Source organism: Cellulosimicrobium sp. BMG9.22, assembly GCF_059159975.1.
The window spans coordinates 60,969-78,904 of the sequence record NZ_JBZGBY010000009.1 but is presented as its reverse complement, the minus strand read 5'-3'; the positions used below and the strand labels follow the sequence as shown (position 1 = coordinate 78,904).

At 73.0% G+C, this 17,936-nt stretch carries 18 protein-coding genes; 13 read left to right on the top strand and 5 right to left on the bottom strand.

Features of this window, described 5'->3' with window-relative positions; translation table 11 throughout:
* Positions 1-99: 99 nt before the first annotated feature.
* Positions 100-630: a hypothetical protein gene (locus AC4H2H_RS08825; protein ID WP_494370430.1), complete on the top strand. Its 531-nt coding sequence runs from the start codon at positions 100-102 to the stop codon at positions 628-630.
* 127 nt (positions 631-757) lie between these two features.
* Here AC4H2H_RS08825 and AC4H2H_RS08820 read toward each other — a convergent pair whose 3' ends face one another.
* Positions 758-1,090, bottom strand: coding sequence for a cupin domain-containing protein (locus tag AC4H2H_RS08820; RefSeq protein ID WP_494370429.1), 333 nt, complete (start codon positions 1,088-1,090; stop codon positions 758-760).
* A gap of 151 nt (positions 1,091-1,241) precedes the next feature.
* Between AC4H2H_RS08820 and AC4H2H_RS08815 the strand changes: the two genes are divergently transcribed.
* From AC4H2H_RS08815 to AC4H2H_RS08780, 8 genes are all read left to right on the top strand, one after another.
* Positions 1,242-3,260, top strand: coding sequence for an ABC1 kinase family protein (locus tag AC4H2H_RS08815; RefSeq protein WP_494370428.1), 2,019 nt, complete (start codon positions 1,242-1,244; stop codon positions 3,258-3,260).
* 308 nt (positions 3,261-3,568) lie between these two features.
* Positions 3,569-3,844, top strand: coding sequence for a hypothetical protein (locus AC4H2H_RS08810; RefSeq protein WP_494370427.1), 276 nt, complete (start codon positions 3,569-3,571; stop codon positions 3,842-3,844).
* Between the two features lie 131 nt (positions 3,845-3,975).
* Positions 3,976-4,407 (top strand): hypothetical protein, encoded by a 432-nt coding sequence (locus tag AC4H2H_RS08805; protein WP_494370426.1) that lies wholly within the window; start codon positions 3,976-3,978, stop codon positions 4,405-4,407.
* 19 nt (positions 4,408-4,426) lie between these two features.
* A complete protein-coding gene (locus AC4H2H_RS08800; RefSeq protein ID WP_494370425.1) occupies positions 4,427-5,557 on the top strand; it encodes a peptidoglycan-binding domain-containing protein in 1,131 nt (376 codons plus the stop codon).
* On the top strand, positions 5,548-6,186 hold the full coding sequence (locus tag AC4H2H_RS08795; RefSeq protein ID WP_494370424.1) for an ABC transporter ATP-binding protein: 639 nt from the start codon (positions 5,548-5,550) through the stop codon (positions 6,184-6,186). Before AC4H2H_RS08800 ends, AC4H2H_RS08795 begins: the two co-directional genes overlap by 10 nt.
* Positions 6,183-7,250, top strand: coding sequence for a hypothetical protein (locus AC4H2H_RS08790; RefSeq protein ID WP_494370423.1), 1,068 nt, complete (start codon positions 6,183-6,185; stop codon positions 7,248-7,250). Before AC4H2H_RS08795 ends, AC4H2H_RS08790 begins: the two co-directional genes overlap by 4 nt.
* A 189-nt stretch (positions 7,251-7,439) precedes the next feature.
* Positions 7,440-7,703, top strand: coding sequence for a type II toxin-antitoxin system Phd/YefM family antitoxin (locus tag AC4H2H_RS08785; RefSeq protein ID WP_494370422.1), 264 nt, complete (start codon positions 7,440-7,442; stop codon positions 7,701-7,703).
* Entirely contained in the window at positions 7,700-7,957 is a 258-nt protein-coding gene (locus tag AC4H2H_RS08780) for a type II toxin-antitoxin system RelE family toxin (protein ID WP_494370421.1), read from the top strand. The genes AC4H2H_RS08785 and AC4H2H_RS08780 overlap by 4 nt, the downstream gene beginning before the upstream one ends.
* 27 nt (positions 7,958-7,984) lie before the next feature.
* On the opposite strand, the gene AC4H2H_RS08775 is transcribed toward AC4H2H_RS08780, so the two are convergent.
* From AC4H2H_RS08775 to AC4H2H_RS08765, 3 genes are all read right to left on the bottom strand, one after another.
* Positions 7,985-9,751 carry an ABC transporter ATP-binding protein gene (locus AC4H2H_RS08775; RefSeq protein WP_494370420.1) on the bottom strand — a complete coding sequence of 589 codons (1,767 nt, stop codon included), beginning with the start codon at positions 9,749-9,751 and terminating at the stop codon, positions 7,985-7,987.
* Between the two features lie 57 nt (positions 9,752-9,808).
* Positions 9,809-10,828, bottom strand: coding sequence for a universal stress protein (locus AC4H2H_RS08770; protein ID WP_494370419.1), 1,020 nt, complete (start codon positions 10,826-10,828; stop codon positions 9,809-9,811).
* A gap of 104 nt (positions 10,829-10,932) precedes the next feature.
* Complete coding sequence (locus tag AC4H2H_RS08765; RefSeq protein ID WP_494370418.1) at positions 10,933-11,622, bottom strand: hypothetical protein; 690 nt, start codon at positions 11,620-11,622, stop codon at positions 10,933-10,935.
* 259 nt (positions 11,623-11,881) lie between these two features.
* Here AC4H2H_RS08765 and AC4H2H_RS08760 point away from each other — a divergent pair, with 259 nt between their 5' ends.
* The 3 genes from AC4H2H_RS08760 (at position 11,882) to AC4H2H_RS08750 (ending at position 16,328) form a co-directional block, all read left to right on the top strand.
* Complete coding sequence (locus AC4H2H_RS08760; protein ID WP_494370417.1) at positions 11,882-14,449, top strand: ATP-dependent Clp protease ATP-binding subunit; 2,568 nt, start codon at positions 11,882-11,884, stop codon at positions 14,447-14,449.
* A gap of 334 nt (positions 14,450-14,783) precedes the next feature.
* A complete protein-coding gene (locus tag AC4H2H_RS08755; RefSeq protein ID WP_494370416.1) occupies positions 14,784-15,602 on the top strand; it encodes a putative protein N(5)-glutamine methyltransferase in 819 nt (272 codons plus the stop codon).
* Positions 15,603-15,743: 141 nt separating this feature from the next.
* Positions 15,744-16,328 (top strand): hypothetical protein, encoded by a 585-nt coding sequence (locus AC4H2H_RS08750; RefSeq protein ID WP_494370415.1) that lies wholly within the window; start codon positions 15,744-15,746, stop codon positions 16,326-16,328.
* Between the two features lie 17 nt (positions 16,329-16,345).
* Here AC4H2H_RS08750 and AC4H2H_RS08745 read toward each other — a convergent pair whose 3' ends face one another.
* On the bottom strand, positions 16,346-17,017 hold the full coding sequence (locus AC4H2H_RS08745; RefSeq protein WP_494370414.1) for a uridine kinase family protein: 672 nt from the start codon (positions 17,015-17,017) through the stop codon (positions 16,346-16,348).
* 40 nt (positions 17,018-17,057) lie between these two features.
* Between AC4H2H_RS08745 and AC4H2H_RS08740 the strand changes: the two genes are divergently transcribed.
* On the top strand, positions 17,058-17,708 hold the full coding sequence (locus AC4H2H_RS08740) for an NUDIX hydrolase (protein ID WP_494370413.1): 651 nt from the start codon (positions 17,058-17,060) through the stop codon (positions 17,706-17,708).
* Positions 17,709-17,936: the final 228 nt, after the last annotated feature.

The window sequence follows — 17,936 nt, the reverse complement described above, 5'->3', positions numbered from 1 at the left end:
CGGCCCCGCAGGACGTGTGGGCCTCGCCGCGCACGGCTACGGTCGGATCGCGGCGTCGTCCTCCGTGGCCGTCGCCCGTCTGGCCCTGAGGAGGTCCGCATGTCCGGAAGCACCCACGCGGCGACCCGTCCCCGTCCGGGGTCGACCAGCCCGTCGTCGCTCGTCGTCCGGGCCCTGGCGCTCGGGGCTGCGGCCGGCTCGCGCAGCACGCTCGGCGTGGCGGCCCCGGTGCTCGGGGGTCGCGCCGAGGGCACCGGCCCGGAGCAGGCGGGCACCGGTCCACAGCGGGCGGGCTCCGTCCGCGTCGGACGGGTCGTCGCCGTCGCCGCGGTCGTCGGCGAGATCGTCGGCGACAAGCTGCCTGCGACGCCCAGTCGCCTCGCCCCGCCCGGCCCGGTGTTCCGCCTGGCGAGCGGCGCCGTCGGCGGCGTGCTCCTGGCCCGACGACGCGGCGCGGCCCGACCCGCGGTGGTCACTGCTGCGCTGGCGGGCATCGCCGGCTCGGCCGCCGGGACGTGGGGCGGCGCGGCCTGGCGGGGACTCGCCGTCGACAAGCGCCCCGACTGGCCGGGCGCGGTCGCCGAGGACGTCGTCGCGCTGGCGCTCGCGGCGTGGGCCGTGCGCCGCTGACCGTCGAGCGCCCGGACGCCGACGCGGCCCGCCACCGGCGTCGAACCCGGGGTCGCCGGGCACGACCGGACCGCGGTGACCCGAGATCCGGGGTTCGGCGGGCAGCGGGGCCGTGCACCGCCGCTGCTCAGGCGTTCGGGATGCTCGTCACCGTCGTGAGCAGGAACGCGGAGTCCTCGAGCGCGCTCACGGCGTGCCGCTCGTGCGTCAGCACGCGCAGCTCACCCGCGCCGAGCTCGACGTCGCCCTCGCCCAGGGCTGTGACGCGCACGCGCCCGCGGAGCACCTGGATGGAGGCCGCGGGCGGGGAGTTGTGCTCGCCCAGCTCGACGCCCGCGCGCAGCGCGAGGATCGTCTGACGCAGCGGGCCGTCGTGCAGCACGACCTCGGCGCTGCGGCCGTTCTGTGCGTTGCGGGCGCTGGTGAGGTGCGCGTCGGTGAGAAGGTCGACGTTCGTCATCGTGGCTCCGACCTGGTGGGGGACTCCCATCATGCCGCGCCGTCGGGGCGCCGTCGCCTGCGCGTCGCCCGGGCATCGGGGGGCGCGCCGCCTGCGGGCGGCACGGCGTGCCGGTGCGGCGGACCGCCGCACGTCGGGAAGAGTGAGGGCTATGCAGGTCGTCTCCGGTCTTCTCGGCGGTCTCGTCGCGTTCGTCTTCACCGTCGTGATGCTGGCGCTCCTGGCCGCGACGGCGCGGCGCGTCATGGGTGCACCCGTCGGCTGGATCCGGTCGGGGGTCGTGTCGTTGGTCATGCTCTCGTTCGCCTCGTGGGCGCTGACGAGCGGCCTGCGCGACGCCGGCTGGTCGCGCGCCGACGGCACGCTCACCGTGAGCCCCGGCGTCGCGCTCGTGGCGGTCGCCCTCGCGTTCGCGTGGTCGTTCGTGCTGGGGCTGTGCGTCCTGCTCGTGCTCGAGCTGCTCGTGCCGACGGGCACCGTCCCGGGACCGTGGCGCGCGTTCCGAGGGATGCGCCAGGGGCGCCGGGAGACGCGGCGCTACGCGCAGATCCTCGCGATCGGCGTCCGGCACGGGCTCGGCGGCGCGCTCTCGCGCGGGGCGCGCCAGCCCGACGGGTCGCGGCTCTCGCGTACCGACCAGCGCCGCCAGGCCGCGGCGCTGCGCGACGCACTGAGCGACGCGGGCGTGACGTTCGTGAAGTTCGGCCAGGTGCTGTCCACGCGCCGCGACCTGCTGCCCGGGACGTTCGCCGACACGCTCTCGACGCTCCAGAGCGACGTCCCCCCGGCGCCTTGGCTGCAGGTCGAGGCCGCCGTGACCGAGGCGCTCGGGCGCCCGATCGACGAGGCGTTCGTCGAGTTCTCCGCGGAGCCGCTCGCGTCGGCGTCGGTGGGCCAGGTCCACGCGGCGCGCCTGCTCGACGGGCGCGACGTCGTCGTCAAGGTCCAGCGGCCCGGGGCGCGGACCCAGGTGGAGACCGACCTGGCGATCCTCGGTCGCCTCGCACGCCGCATCGAGCGCGACACGGCGTGGGGCCGCTCGCTCGGGGTCGTCGACCTCGCCGACGGCTTCGCCGCGTCGCTGCGCGAGGAGCTCGACTACTCGGTCGAGCTGGAGAACACGGTCGCGCTGCGCGCGGCGCTCGCGGGCACCGGGAGCTCCGGGGTCCTCGTGCCCGAGGTCTACCCCGAGCTCTCCCGGCCGACGCTGCTCGTCATGGAGCGGCTCGACGGCGTCCCGGTCGGTCGGGCCGCCGACCTCCTTGCGGGGCTCGACGCGGCGACGCGGTCGGCCCTCGCGTCCGGGCTCCTCGCCGCGACGCTCGAGCAGGTGCTCGTGGCGGGGACGTTCCACGCCGACCTGCACCCGGGCAACGTCCTCGTGACCGACGGCGGCCACCTCGGCCTGCTCGACATGGGGTCGGTCGGCCGGCTCGGCGAGCCCGAGCGGCTGGCGCTCGCGGCGGTGCTGCTCGCCGTCGACGCCGACGACGCGGTAGCGGCGACGGACGCCCTCCTGGAGCTGCTCGACGCCCCGCGGGACCTCGAGGTGCGCAGGCTGGAGCGCGCCGTCGGGCAGGTGATCGTCCGGTTCCGGGGCGCGGGAGCGAGCGGCGCGATGTTCACGGCGCTGTTCCGGCTCGTCACCGACGCCGGCCTCGCCGTCCCGCCGCAGGTCGCTGCGGCGTTCCGGACCTTCACGTCGCTCGAGGGCACGCTGCGCCTGCTCGACCCGACGTTCGACCTCGTTGCCTCGGCGCGTGAGACCGCGCAGCCGCTCGTGCGGCGCGTCGTGACCACGGAGAACCTGCGCCACCGCGCGACGAGCCTCTTCCTCGGCCTCGCCCCCGAGCTCGAACGGCTGCCGCGACGCCTCGCGAAGATCACGAGCGACGTCGAGGCCGGCCGGCTCACCGTCAACGTCCGGTCGTTCGCGCACCCGGAGGACCGCGCGTTCGTCGCGGGCCTGGTGCAGCAAGTCGTCTCCACGGTCATCGCGGCCGCCGCGGTCGTCGCGGCCGTCGTGCTGGTATCGGCCGACAGCGGCCCCGTGCTCGCCGAGGGCCTGCGCCTCTTCGCCGTCCTCGGCGCAGCGCTCGGCTTCGTCGGCACGGTGCTGGCCGTTCGGGTCCTCGTCTTCGCATTCGGCGATCAAATCTCGCGGATGTGAGGCGAAGGGGTCGGGGTGAGACGTCGTGGGCCTGATCGGCTGGGTGAGTTGCGACTCCAGCGCAAGAACCGCACTGACAAGTAGAGAGAACTCTTGCAACCCTATGTCGTGACTGCTACTTTTCCGGCGATGCACCCCATAGGGGGGGGGCAAGATCTTGAGGTGGAGCAATGTCGCTACGGTCAAGAAGTCTCGGTGCGGGTCTGGCGATCTGTCTGGCGATCGCCAGCCTGGCCCTCGCAACGCCTGCTCAGGCTGCCCTGAGCCCGAACTGCACGTTGACCGTGGGTACTCCCACGTCTGACTCGGTGCGTACCTACTCCGTCTCGCGCGTGACCTGCAACAACTTCAACGGCCCCGTCGCGGCGCTCGTCGAGGGATACGTTCAGGAGAAGGTCGGTGTCGTCTACACGTCCTACCCGAAGTCCCAGCAGTCGAGCGGTGGAACGCTCTCGCTCTCGGTGACCGCGAGCGCGAGCTGCAACGGCCACGGGACCGACGTCTGGCGCGGTCACGGATACGGGCGGGACACCGCCGCGAACTCCCACCAGTTCTACGGCTCGACGCGTTCTATCACGTGCTGAGCAATCGTGTCGGGAGCAGGCTCGCCGCGCTGGCGAGCCTGCTCGTCCTTGTCGGCGCGGGTTGCGGCAGCACTCCTGACGACGCGCAAGGTGGGGACTCAGGCCCGCAGAGGATACTGGCGGACGGAACGGTGACCGGCGCCGAGTACCGGAGCGCCGTGGAAGCGACTGCGCGCTGCGTCCAGCAACAGGGTTATCAGACGACGGACCTGCAGGCAGGGGGGGACGGGATCACGCTGACCTTCGGTCTTGACGTGCCGGAGTCGGAGCAGGGTTCGGCGGCCGCGGAGTCGGTGTTCGATCTCTGCTTCGACGAGCACGTCGGTGGTGTCTATGCCGCGTACGTGCAGGAGATGGCACCTACAGGAGCGGAGCGCGATGCCGAGTTCGACGCGCTGATCTCGTGCCTTGCTGAGATCGGGGTGACCGGGGTGACGCGGGCGAGCTCGGAGGAGAACATCGTGGCCGCGATCATGGAGCAGACCGACGACGGCGGAGCGGAGGGACTGTGGTGTCTCGAGGAGCACCGGCTGGTCTTTCCCGAGGGGATCGGGGAGCGATGACCGCGCTGACGGTCGCGCGATGAGGAGCGGGCTCGCGGTCGGGATCGTCGGGCTCGTCACGCTCGCCTGTGCCGGCGCAGCGGTGGTCACAGCGGTCGTCGGCAGACCCGTCCCCGCGAGCGTGCGGCCCGCAGCGCCCCCGTCGTTCGTGACCGTCGAGTCCCACGCGTCGGATCGGGGCCGCGTCGCGACGGCGGACGTCCTTGTTCTTGCGCCTCGGTCCGTGCTCTCCGCGGGTGGGACGGGGCTGGTGACGTCCGTCGAGGTGACGAGCGGCGTGCAGCTCGAGGACGGGGACGTCGTGCTCCGGATCGACGGTGCGGCGGTCCATGCGCTCGTCGCGTCGGCACCGCTGTACCGATCGCTCGCGCTCGGCTCGCGCGGCGACGACGTCCGTACGCTGCAGGACTACCTCGTCCGGCGAGGATTCCTGGCGGGGACGGGGGACGGCGTCTTCGACCGCGAAACACGCGACGCGGTCTCGAGATGGCAGCGGTCCGTGGGCCGCGCGGTGACGGGGACTGTCGAGCCGACGTGGTTCGTGTGGCTTCCCGAGCCCGTGAGGGTCGCCGCAGTCGACGTGCGCAGCGGCGCGCCGGTCCCGGCCGTGGGTGAGCCTCTGCTCCGCAGCGCCGGTCGAGTGGCCTCCTTCACGGTCACGACGTCGCCCGTGCCGGAACCGGGTTCGTATGAGCTGGTCGTCGCGGGAACGGCGGTCCCCGTGGACTTCGACGGCGCTACCTGGTCGACACGCGACCCGGACATGCTGGAGAGGATGGTCATGGTCGACCCCGCTCGGGCCACCGCCTCGAGCGCCAACGCTGCGGCGCCGGAGTCGACGGACGTCGAGGAGGGGATGCGCTCCGGAGCCGGCGGAGCACAGCGGATCGAGGGACGGCTTCGGTTGGCGGAGCCGGTGTCCGCGCTCGTGGTACCGCCGGCGGCCCTCGTTCCCGCGCCCACGGACGGTCTTGCGTGCTTGTGGGTGGAGACGTCCTCCGGGGACGTCGCGGTCGAGCGCGTCACGATCCTGGGGACGACAGCGTCCGGTGCGGTCGAGGTCGACGACGGCCCGAGCACGATCCGGCTCGAGGGACGCCGGGTGCTCGTCGACGCTCCCCCAGCAGGAGAGGCGACCGAGTGTCCCTGACGGCGACGGGCCTGCGATTCGCCTACGGGAGCGGCCCGGTCCTGCTCGACGGTCTCGACCTCAGTGTCCGACGAGGTGCGAGCGTGGCGATCATGGCGCCCTCCGGCACGGGCAAGAGCACGTTGCTGGGACTGCTCGGCGGGCTGCTGACGCCGGCCGCGGGCAGGGTTGAGATCCGCGGCGACGATGTCGGCGAACGTCCCCGGGTCTCCTGGGTCTTCCAGTCGATGCACCTCCTCGGGCGGCGCACTGCGGTGGAGAACGTTGCGATCACGGCCCTCGCGCGCGGGATGGCGCGCGGGGACGCGGAGCGGCACGCGCGCGACGTGCTGAGCCAGTTCGGCGTCGGACACCTCGCCGATCGGAAGCAGCGAGCGCTCTCGGGGGGCGAGTCTCAACGAGTGGCGCTCGCTCGTGCCGCACTGGCCGAGCCGCTCGTCGTCCTCGCGGACGAGCCGACGGCCAATCTCGACCGCGCCACGACCGACCACGTGGTCGACGTCCTGATGCGCGGCTTCCCGGACTCCGCGCTGGTCGTGACGACGCACGACCGGCGCGTCGCCGCCGCTGCGGACGTCTGCCTGCTCTTGGTCGACGGTCGCCTGGTTCCGTGGGGGGAGGCATCGTGAGGGGAGACGGATGGCGGACCGGCGAGCTGGTCGAGGAGGGATGGCGTCGCCTGGGTGTCGCCCACGGTGTCCTCGGTCTCGTCGTCGGTCTGCTCGTGGCTGCGGTGCTCGTCACGGGGGTGCTCGACCTGAGGGCGGCCCAGCGGACGGCAGAGAGCCAGGAGGCAGCAGGGATCAACGTCTTCGTGGTCACCGTCGCCGAGGACGAGACCGTAGACCCGTTGGCGTGCGAGCGGCTCGACGACGCCCCTGTCGTCGTGAGCTCGGGCGCGGGCTACGGCGAGAACACCGCGCTCGACGCGCGCTGGCTCCCGTCTGACGTGCCTGTGCCTGTCACCGATCTCACCTGGGGAGCGCTGCGTGTGTGGTGGCCGACAGCATCTGCGGCGGGGGGATTCTTCGTCGGGTCGGACCTCGCCGCGACAACGGGTCTCGACGTCGGCGCGGTCGTCGAGGTCGCGGGGACTCGCCACCGGGTCGAGCACGCCGTCCCGGACGTCGTCGCACAACGCACGGTTCAGGCGAGCATGGTACGTGTCGTCCCGCCCCTCGAGCCGGCCTCGGAGTGCTGGCTGCGGATGGTGCCCGGAGCGGCCCCGTCGGCGGGTGCACTCGTCGCCGCCGCTTTCCCTGACGTCCGGCCGCAGGTAGTGCCCTATGCGCGGGCGGACGCGCTGACCGCCGATCCGGCCGCAGCCCTCGTCGGGGGGTGGGGCAGCTGGTCGTGGGCGGTCGTCACCGGCGCGGCGCTCGTCGTGATCTTCCTCGTCGCCCTGGGCACTCGGACAGAGACAGGCATCTATCGCGCGGCCGGGGCGCGCTGGGGCGACGTCACGCTCATGCTGTTCGTCCAGAACGCGTTCACGGTCCTGCTGCCCGTTGCGTGCGCGACGTCGGTCGGCGTCCTCACCGTGCACGTGCTCGACGTCGTGGAGTGGGCCGGCGGGGACGCATGGTTCGTGCTGCAGCCCGTCGCGCTCACGACCGTCGCACTCGTCGCACTGGCTCCCGCGGTCCAGCTCGCCGCAGTCTCCGGAGCGATCGTCGACACGCTCCGGACGTGAGCCTGCGAGGACCAGCCGCGCGCATGGCCTCGGAGATCGGCGCCGAGCACTCGAGCAGCGGTGCGACGTCGCGCATGTGGGGTGACGAGCAAGCCCGAACAGGTCTCAGGGCGAAACGGCTTGATGTAGGTCGTTTCTGGTATTTCCCGCGGGGACGTACAAAGGCGCGCTTCCCGCTACGATCGTTGCATGAGCGAGCTGACGGTGACAGAGGCGCGGGCGCGCTTGGCGGACGTGGTCGACGAGGCCCGTGTCGGTCACGACCCGGTATTCCTGACACGTCGGGGTCGGCGCGTAGCCGCCGTGATCGACGCCGACGACCTGGAGCGGCTGCTCGAGGCGGCGGAGGATCTCGCTGATCTGCGCGCGGCGCAGACCGCACGCGCGGAGCTGAACGAGGCCGGCGGCGCGGTCCCGTGGGACCAGGTCAAGGTCGACCTCGGGCTCGCGTGAGCTACCGCATCGAGGTCGCGCCCGCAGCCGTACGTCAGTTGCGCAAGCTCGACCCGCAGGCTCGCCGGCGTGTCCAGGCCGCGGTCGAGCTCCTCGCAGAGACCCCGCGTCCGGCCGGGGCGAAGAAGCTCGTCGGTGAGGGCGACCTGTGGCGGGTGCGCACGGGGGACTTCCGCATCGTCTACGAGGTCCACGACGGCGTCCTGCTCGTCCTCGTCGTCGCCGTCGGTCACCGCCGCGAGATCTACCGCTGAGCCGAGGGCCGCAGGTGCTACGTGCGCTCAGGCAACCGGCGTCGCGTGCATCGTCGCGTAGGCGCCGCCGGCCGCGACGAGCTCGTCGTGCGTGCCGACCTCGACGACGCGGCCGTGGTCCATGACGACGATGCGGTCCGCGCCGCGCACGGTCGAGAGCCGGTGCGCGACGACGAACGTCGTCCGGCCGCGCATGAGCCGCCCGAGCGCCTCCTGGACGAGCCGTTCGGACGTCGTGTCGAGTGCCGACGTCGCCTCGTCGAGGACGAGCACGCGCGGGTCGCGCACGAGCGCGCGGGCGATGGCGAGGCGCTGGCGCTGCCCTCCCGAGAGTCGCCCGCCGCGCTGGCCGATGACGGCGTCGAGGCCGCCCATCTCGGTGACGAAGTCCCACGCGTTCGCGTCGCGCAGCGCCTGCTCGACGGCCGCGTCGGTGAGCTCGGGGCTCCCGTACGTGACGTTGTCGCGCACAGAGCCCTCGAAGAGGATCGACTCCTGCGGCACGACGGCGAGGAACCGGCGGTAGGAGCGCAGGTCGACGGTCGCGGTGTCGACGCCGTCGACGAGGACCCGCCCTGACGTCGGCGCGAGGAAGCCGATGACCATGTTGAGCACGGTCGACTTGCCGGACCCCGACGCCCCGACGAGGGCCACGGTCTCGCCGGGCTGCGCCGCCAGGGAGAGGTGGTCGACCGCGAGGGTGGGCTCCTCGCCCGGAGCGGGGACGTCGTCGTACGCGAACGTGACGTCCTCGAACGCGACGCGGCCCTCGACGTGGTCGAGGACGCGCTTGCCCGCGTTGCGCTCGACGTCGGGGTCGCCGAGCACCTCGCCCATGGACCGCACGGACTCCAGGCCCTTCGTGATGATCGGGGCGAGGCTGAGGAGCCCGGTCACCGCCGCGGTGAGGGTGACGAAGTAGCTCGACAGCATGACGACGTCGCCCGCCGTCACCGCGAACGTCTGCGTCCACGCGACCCACGCCGCGCCGACGAGCCCGGCCACGGACAGGAGCTGGAACACGATCCAGGACAGCGCGCCGAACCGGCCGTTGACGACGTCGAGCCGGATCCCCGCCTCGCGGACCCGGTGCAGCACCGAGCCCATGCGGTCGAGCTCGCGCTCCTCGAGCGCGTGCGCGCGCGTGACGGGGATGAGATGCGTCATCTCCGCGACGCGCGCCGACATGTTCTCGACCTCCGCGCGGAACGCCGCGTTGCGGCTCGTCATGCGGCGGCGCATCGCGACGACGAGCCACGCCGCAGCGGGCACGGTGAGCGCGAAGATCACGAGGAACTCGGGGACGCGGACCGCCGTGATGACGATCGCGCCGGCCAGGGTCGTGACCGCGGCCATGCCGGAGTCGAACGTCGTGCGGGACGCCTCGACGACGTTCTCCACGTCGCGCACGATCTTGGCCTGGAGCACGCCCGCGCTCACGCGCCGGTGGTAGCCGATCGACAGCTCCTGCAGCCGGCGCGAGAGCGCCATGCGCAGCCCGGTCTCGACCGTGCGCACGGCGGTGGACAGCCAGCGCACGTACAACGTGTGGAGGGGCAGGTTCTGCGCGACGACGGCGAGCATGACCGCGCCCGTGATCCACAGCTCGCGCAGGGGCCGGTGCTCCACGACGACGTCGATCACCGTCGCCGTGAGCGCGGGCACGACCCAGATGGGCGAGTGCTTGACCGCGAACGCGAGCGCGGCCGCGACGAGCCGGCCGCGCTGCGGCGCGAAGAGGCGGGTGATGGTCCGGACGGGGCGAACGCCGTCGTAGGTGTCCTCGATCTGCACGGGGCTATCGTCCACCCGGGCCAGGGGCCGCGTCGAATCGTTTCGAGGGTCGGACCCTCAGTCGCTCGTGCCCGAGGGGTGCGTGGCGTCCGGCGGGCGCACCACGGTCACCGGGCAGTGCGCGTACTCGATCGCATGCCTGCTCACGGAGCCGAGCAGCAGCCGCTCGAACCCGCCGACCCCGCGGTTGCCGAGCACGAGCCGCTCCGCGTGCGACGACGCCTCGATCAGGCCCTTCGCGGCGGCCACGTGGCGCACGCTGCGCACGACGCGGTCGCCCGGCAGGTCGACCCCGGCCGCCTCGAGCGCGGCGTCGAGCTTCTGGGCCGCGAACTTCTCGTAGTCGTCGATCGGCGGCGCCCAGCCCCACGAGTCGGGCAGCGGCGCGAGCGAGACGATCTGCCAGCAGAACAGCGCCTCGAGCGTCGCGCCCGTCCGTCGGGCGACATCCGCGCCGTGCCGCAACGCATGCACCGACGTCGACGACCCGTCGACCCCGACCACGACGGGCCGCCCGTGGTCGTGCCGCACGTCGGGCGTGCCGCGCACCACGGTCACGGGGATCGTCGCGTGCTGCACGACGGCGGTCGGCACCGACCCGAGGACCATGCGGCCCAGTCGTCCGCGGCCGCAGCGCCCGACGACGAGCAGGTCGGCGCCGTCGTCGGCACCGGCGGCGACGGGACCCGCGCTCCCGCCGCCGCGAGGCTCCGCCCCGTGCTCGTCCTCGTGCTGCTCCCCGCGCTCCTCCTCGTGCGCTGCGACGTGAACCGCCCCGGGCTCGGCCAGCGCGAGCAGAGCGGTCGCGGGGGCGCCGGGCTCCACCCGGGCCGTCACGCCGACGGCGTCGGTGCCCAGCCCCGTGCGGCCGCGGGCCGCGTCCACCCATTCCTCGACCAGCGCGCGCTTGCGCTCGACGGCCGCCTCCGGGCCGCCGTCGTGCGCGTCCTGGCGCCCTGGCTCCCAGGCGAGGGCCGCGACGAGCGGCACGCCGCGGTCCGCAGCCTCGCGCAGCGCCCAGTCGAGCGCGCCTGCCGACTCCTCCGAGCCGTCCACCCCGACGACCACGCCACGCATCCCGCCACCTCCCGCTCGGTCGGGCCACCTGCTCCGACCCTAGAGCCGCGAGGGCTGCGGCGCCTGGGACGAGCGTCCCGAGGTGCGCAGACCGGGGTCCCGCGTCAGAACCGCGGGAACTCCTGCTCGTGGAGGATGTTGCGCAGCGGGCGGGTCACGACGTCGACCCGCCCGAGCAGGTCCGACGGGCCGGAGACCACGAGAGCCCGGCCGCCCACGGGGACGTAGACCGCGGACCGGTCGCGGACGGCGACGTGCAGGCACGGTCGTGGCTCGCCGTCGACCACGAACGTCGCGCGCTCGAGCGGTGCGTCGTCGACCTCCTCGACGATCGCGCGCATCGCGGCGCGGTACTCCTGGTAGGAGTCGAGGAAGTCGTCGTCGCCCGGGGTGTCCGAGTGCAGGGGCGCGGCCAGGGCGCCGCTCAGCGCGGTGCGGACGATGTCCGCCGCCTCCTCGTCGTGCGCGGCGAGGACGCGCAGGGTCTCGACGTCGAGCGTCTCGCCGTCGAAGGACGCGTACGAGCGCAGGAACCGCTCCTCCGCGGGGTCGTGGGCGCCGCGGCCCGCTCCCGTGAGGGTCTCCTCGTCGAGGTCCAGGCCCCAGGTCAGCGGGTCGTCGACCTCGCCGACGTTCCCGCGGAAACGGTCGACGACCTGCTCCCAGGTCACGGGGGTGCCCATCGACCGCGCGTCGTGCGTCCGGTCGTGCGGTCCGCCGCCGGGCTCGGCAGCCTCGGGCGGCACCTCGGCGGACGCGGCGGGGTCCTCGGGCTGCTGGTCCGGGTTCTGCATCGCTCTCCCCACCCTTCTGGCCGTCCGTGCGGGGCCGTATCCCGAGCCTGCCCGCGGCGCGGGCCGGGGTCAACGGCCGCGGTGCGTGTCGGCCCGGGTGATCCTCGCAGGTCACGGTCCGACACCTCTTTCACGCCCCTGGCGAACAACGGCATACGGAGGGGGTGTGCCTCGTTGGGAGCGCATAGAGTCAATGCGGTCAGGCTGTACCCGTCGATCCGACGGTGCGCAGGTGTACGCCGCTCGTGAGGAGCAGCACATGTTCGAGAGATTCACAGACCGAGCCCGTCGGGTCGTCGTCCTTGCCCAAGAAGAGGCACGGATGCTCAACCACAACTACATCGGCACCGAGCACATCCTCCTCGGCCTCATCCACGAGGGCGAGGGTGTCGCGGCCAAGGCGCTGGAGTCCCTCGGGATCTCCCTCGACGGCGTCCGCACCCAGGTGACCGAGATCATCGGCGAGGGCCAGCAGGCCCCGAGCGGGCACATCCCGTTCACGCCGCGCGCCAAGAAGGTGCTCGAGCTGTCGCTGCGCGAGGCGCTGCAGCTCGGCCACAACTACATCGGCACCGAGCACATCCTGCTCGGCCTCATCCGCGAGGGCGAGGGCGTCGCCGCCCAGGTGCTCACCAAGATGGGCGCCGACCTCAACAAGGTGCGCCAGCAGGTCATCCAGCTCCTGTCCGGCTACCAGGGCAAGGAGCCCGTCGCCGCCGGTGGCCCCACCGAGGGCCAGCCGTCCGGCTCGGCCGTGCTCGACCAGTTCGGCCGCAACCTCACGCAGGCCGCGCGCGAGGGCAAGCTCGACCCCGTGATCGGGCGCAACCTCGAGATCGAGCGCGTCATGCAGGTGCTGAGCCGCCGCACCAAGAACAACCCGGTGCTGATCGGCGAGCCGGGCGTCGGCAAGACGGCGGTCGTCGAGGGCCTCGCCCAGGACATCGTGCGCGGCGACGTGCCCGAGACGCTCAAGGACAAGCAGCTCTACACGCTCGACCTGGGCGCGCTCGTGGCCGGCTCCCGCTACCGCGGTGACTTCGAGGAGCGCCTGAAGAAGGTGCTCAAGGAGATCCGCACGCGCGGCGACATCATCCTGTTCATCGACGAGATCCACACCCTCGTCGGTGCGGGTGCCGCCGAGGGCGCGATCGACGCGGCGAGCATCCTCAAGCCGATGCTCGCCCGCGGCGAGCTCCAGACCATCGGCGCGACGACGCTCGACGAGTACCGCAAGCACGTCGAGAAGGACCCGGCCCTGGAGCGCCGCTTCCAGCCGATCCAGGTCGCCGAGCCGTCCCTGGCGCACGCGATCGAGATCCTCAAGGGCCTGCGCGACCGCTACGAGGCGCACCACCGCGTGTCCATCACGGACTCCGCGCTCGTCTCCGCGGCCACGCTCGCCGACCGGTACATCAACGACCGGTTCCTGCCCGACAAGGCGATCGACCTCATCGACGAGGCGGGCGCGCGTCTGCGCATCCGCCGCATGACGGCCCCGCCGGAGCTCAAGGAGCTCGACGAGGAGATCGCCGAGGCACGCCGCGAGAAGGAGTCCGCGATCGACGCGCAGGACTTCGAGAAGGCCGCCGGGCTGCGCGACACCGAGAAGCAGCTCACGGCCAAGCGCGCCGACAAGGAGAAGGCCTGGAAGTCCGGCGACCTCGACACGGTCGCAGAGGTCGACGAGGAGCTGATCGCCGAGGTCCTCGCCATGGCCACGGGCATCCCGGTGTTCAAGCTCACCGAGGAGGAGTCCAGCCGCCTGCTGCACATGGAGGACGAGCTGCACAAGCGCGTCGTCGGCCAGGAGGCCGCGATCAAGGCGCTGTCGCAGGCCATCCGCCGTACGCGTGCGGGCCTCAAGGACCCCAAGCGTCCGGGTGGGTCGTTCATCTTCGCCGGCCCGACCGGCGTCGGGAAGACCGAGCTGGCCAAGGCGCTCGCCGAGTTCCTCTTCGGGGACGAGGACGCGCTCATCCAGCTCGACATGTCGGAGTTCTCCGAGAAGCACACCGTCTCGCGGCTGTTCGGCTCGCCCCCCGGCTACGTCGGGTACGACGAGGGTGGCCAGCTCACGGAGAAGGTGCGGCGCAAGCCGTTCTCGGTCGTCCTGTTCGACGAGGTGGAGAAGGCCCACGCGGACATCTTCAACTCGCTCCTGCAGATCCTCGAGGACGGTCGCCTGACCGACTCGCAGGGCCGCGTCGTGGACTTCAAGAACACCGTCATCATCATGACCACCAACCTCGGCACGCGGGACATCGCCAAGGGCCTCCAGACCGGCTTCAACGCCGGCGGCGACCTGGTGACGTCGTACGAGCGCATGAAGGCGAAGGTCAACGACGAGCTCAAGCAGCACTTCCGGCCTGAGTTCCTCAACCGCGTCGACGACGTGGTGGTCTTCCCGCAGCTCTCGCAGGACGAGATCATCCAGATCGTCGACCTCATGATCGCCCGTCTCGACACCCGCATGCGGGACAAGGACATGGGCATCGAGCTCACCCCGGCAGCGAAGCGCCTGCTCGCCGAGAAGGGCTACGACCCGGTCCTCGGCGCTCGCCCGCTGCGCCGCGCGATCCAGCGCGACATCGAGGACGTGCTCTCGGAGAAGATCCTGTTCGGCGAGATCAAGGCCGGCGAGATCGTCCTGGTCGACGCCGAGGGCGAGGGCCTGCTCGGTGAGTTCACCTTCCAGGGTGTCTCCAAGGGCGACCACGACCGCGGCCCGGTGAGCGTGGGTGCGGCCGCCGCCCTCGACGCCCCGACCGGCGTCTCGGTCCGCGACCTGCCCCCGACGGGCGAGCTGCAGGCCGGCGCGGAGTAGTCCGCGACGACCCGGCAGCCGGCCAGACCGGCACGGCCTGACACCCGGGCCCCGATCCTCCTCCAGGAGGGTCGGGGCCCGTCGTCGTTCCCGCCGAGGGAGAACCGTGGTTTGCGCGAGGTAGCTTCCCGGGTGCCGGTGGCCCCGCCGTGGTGGGGCGGAGAGCGCACGCCAGGACTTGGCGCGTCTCCCCAGGTGAGAGCGGTGGAGCGTTCATTTGCCGAGCCAGAACCGTGGTTGCCCTGCCCGACGGCGGTCTGGTCGCCCCGGGTGCGGGAGGTGGGCGCGCCGGAACGGGGTAGGTCCTCGCGATCGGTCAGGGTACGGTCCGAGCGTGGAACAGCGCGCGCTCGACTACCTGGTGACCCGACTCCGCGCTGCCGGCTGCGTGTTCGCCGAGGACGAGGCCGCACTGCTGGCCGAGCGTGCCGAGGACGCGGACGCGCTCGAGGTGCTGGTGACGCGCCGCGTCGCGGGCGAACCGCTCGAGCACGTCCTGGGCCACGCCGACTTCCACGGCCTGCGCGTCGCCGTCGACCAGGGAGTCTTCGTGCCGCGGCAGCGCACCGCGCTGCTCGTCGACGAAGCGGTCGCGCTCGCGCGGCGCGGTGCCGCTGGGACGTCCGTCGAGTCGACCGGGGTCTCACGCGTCGTGGTCGTCGACCTGTGCTGCGGTTCCGGCGCGCTCGGGCTCGCGGTCGCGACGGACCTGGCGGCTGCGGTGGAGCTCCACGTGACCGACGTGGACACCGCCGCCGTCGCGTGCTCCGCGCGCAACGTCGAGTCCGTGGGCGGTGTCGCGTACGCGGGTGACCTGTTCGACCCGTTGCCGTCGGGCCTGCGCGGTCGGGTCGACCTGCTGCTCGCGAACGTGCCCTACGTGCCGACCGGCGAGATCGGGATGCTTCCGCCCGAGGCGCGCGACCACGAGGCGCGCGTCGCGCTCGACGGCGGCGACGACGGTCTCGACGTCCTGCGCCGCGTCGCGGCCGAAGCAGCGAGGTGGCTCTCGCCGGGTGGCCACCTGCTCACCGAGTCGGGCGAGCGGCAGGCGCCCGGCGCCGTCGCGATCCTCGAGCGCGCGGGACTCACGGCACGCGTCGTCCGGGACGAGGAGATCGGCGCGACGATCGTCGTCGGGACCGCTTCGTAGCCTGGCCTCGACAGGTCCTGCCGTGGACGACGGCGTCGAGCCGTCGCGGCGGCCGCCCCCCGCGGGCTTCTGCGCAAGAAGCCCCGTGGCCACGACACGTACCGGAAGAGCGGTTCCACGAGCACGCGGGAGGGTCCGAGGGTGAGCGGCACACAGGAACGACGGCGGCTGGGCGGCTTCCTCGGGTCGTGCGGGCTCGTCGCGGTGCTCGTGGCGTGCGGCGAGCTGCCGGGTGAGGGCCCGATCGTCGCGTGCCCGGCGATCGGGTACTCCGCGCACCTGGAGGTCCGGCTCGCCGACTCCTGGCCGGACCGGGAGGCGTACGGCGTCGCCGTGGACTGTGTCGAGTCCGACGTGTGCGGGCTCGCGCGTGACGGCACGATCACCGTGGTTCCCGAGCCGGTCCCGTCGACGCTCCCGGGGCCGGAGCTCGACGTCGACCCGGGCCCGGGCAGCCCGGGTGAGCCCACGGCGGAGCCGTCTCCTGAGCAGACCCCTGAGCCGACTCCCGAGCCGACGCCCGGTCCGACGCCTGGGGAGTGGACGGGGAGCGCCCTGAACGGTCCGGTGGAGACCATCCGGGTGCGCGTCGTGGAGCGTGCCACGGGCGACCTCGTCCTCAAGGAGGAGCGGGACCCGGAGTGGGAGACCACGACGGGCGACTTCGGGCCCGAGTGCGGCGGACCGTCCGTCGCGACGGTCGAGATCGCCGCACCCCAGGGCTGACGGCCAGCGCCACCGATCTAGCGGGCCGACGGCCGCAGGAGCGCGCGGATCTCCTTCTCGGCCTGGACGGGGGAGAGGACGCGGCACCCGAGCGAGACCCAGTGCCGCACCAGTGCAGGCTCCGCACGCAGCAGCGCCCAGCCGCGGCGCACGAGCGTGAGCGGCGGCTTGCGCATCTCCGCGAGGTCGCGCAGCAGGCGGAACCAGAAGGAGACGAGGCGGGGCCGGCGCAGGCAGACCGCGTCGGCCAGGACGTCCTCAGCGCGGCACGCCGCGACGATCTCCGCGGCGAAGATGCCCTCCGCGAGGACGATCCGCGAGCCCGTCACGTCGAGGTGCGTGGTCCCCGTGCGGCGCGACGTCGGGATGTCGTACACGGGGACGTCGGCGTGCCCCGTGCGGGCGAGCTGCACGAGCGCCGCGACGGCACCGTCCGCGTCCCACGACCGGGGGTCGTCCCAGTCGACGATCCCGTACCGCTGCGGCAGGCCGGGATGGTCGTGGTCGCGGTAGAAGTCGTCCAACGCCACGACCGGCAGCCCGAGCCGGCGCGTGAGCGACGTCTTGCCCGAGCCGGACGCGCCGGTCAGCAGCACGACGCGGGTCGGTACCCCGCGCGATCCGGGCGGCAGGTCGAAGAGTGCCGGCTCGGCGCCGTGGTCGATCGGGTCGGGAGGACTGGAGGTCACGGGAACCCATTGTCGCAGCGCACTGACGTAGCCTGCGCGGGTGACCTCGCCCGACCCCGCCGCCCCGCTCGCCCACGACGCGCTCCGCCGTCTCGAAGCCTTCCACCCTGCGGACCCCGCTCAGGCGGCGCTCGCCGCGGAGTACGTGGCGTTCGTGCGCGACGGCACCGTGGGCACGACCGGCGCGGCGGGTGCGCGGCCTGACGTCGTGCGGCGCGACGGCGGACCGCAGCACCTCACGGCGAGCTGCTTCGTGCTGAGCCGGGACCTGGCCCGCGTGCTGCTGTGCTTCCACCGCAAGGGCCAGTTCTGGGTCCAGGTGGGCGGTCACACGGAGCCGGGCGACACGACCCTTGCCGGGGCCGCGTACCGTGAGGCACGCGAGGAGAGCGGGCTCGTCGATCTGCGTCCGTTCGACCCGGACCCTGACCCGCGCGTCGAGCCGGACGTCCCGCCCGCGCCGCCGGTCGACGTGCACCGGCACGACCTCGCCGCGGCGTTCGGCTCGTGTCGCACGCACTGGGACGTCGGCTTCGTCGCGTTCGCCGACCCGGACGCGCGGACCACCGTCAGCGCCGAGAGCGAGGACGTCGCGTGGTTCGGCGTCGACGACCTGCCGCCGGGCACGCCGTCGGACTTCCCCGCACGGCTGGCGACCGTGCTCGCGGAGGTGCGCCACCGCCGTCGGTGACCCGCCACCGGGTCGGGGGAGCCGACGGCGCGCCCCGACCTCGAGCGCGGCGAGACGCTGCGCCTCGAGCCGACCGACGTCGTCGTGCTGCGGGAAGACCACGCCCGACACCCCCGAGATCGACCCGAGCGTCACGAGATCGACTTCCTGAAGGTCGATCTGGGACTCTCGGGTCGATCTGGCCTCGAGGGGGACGCTGCGGCGGGCCCGCGCTCTCATGGCCGGCGA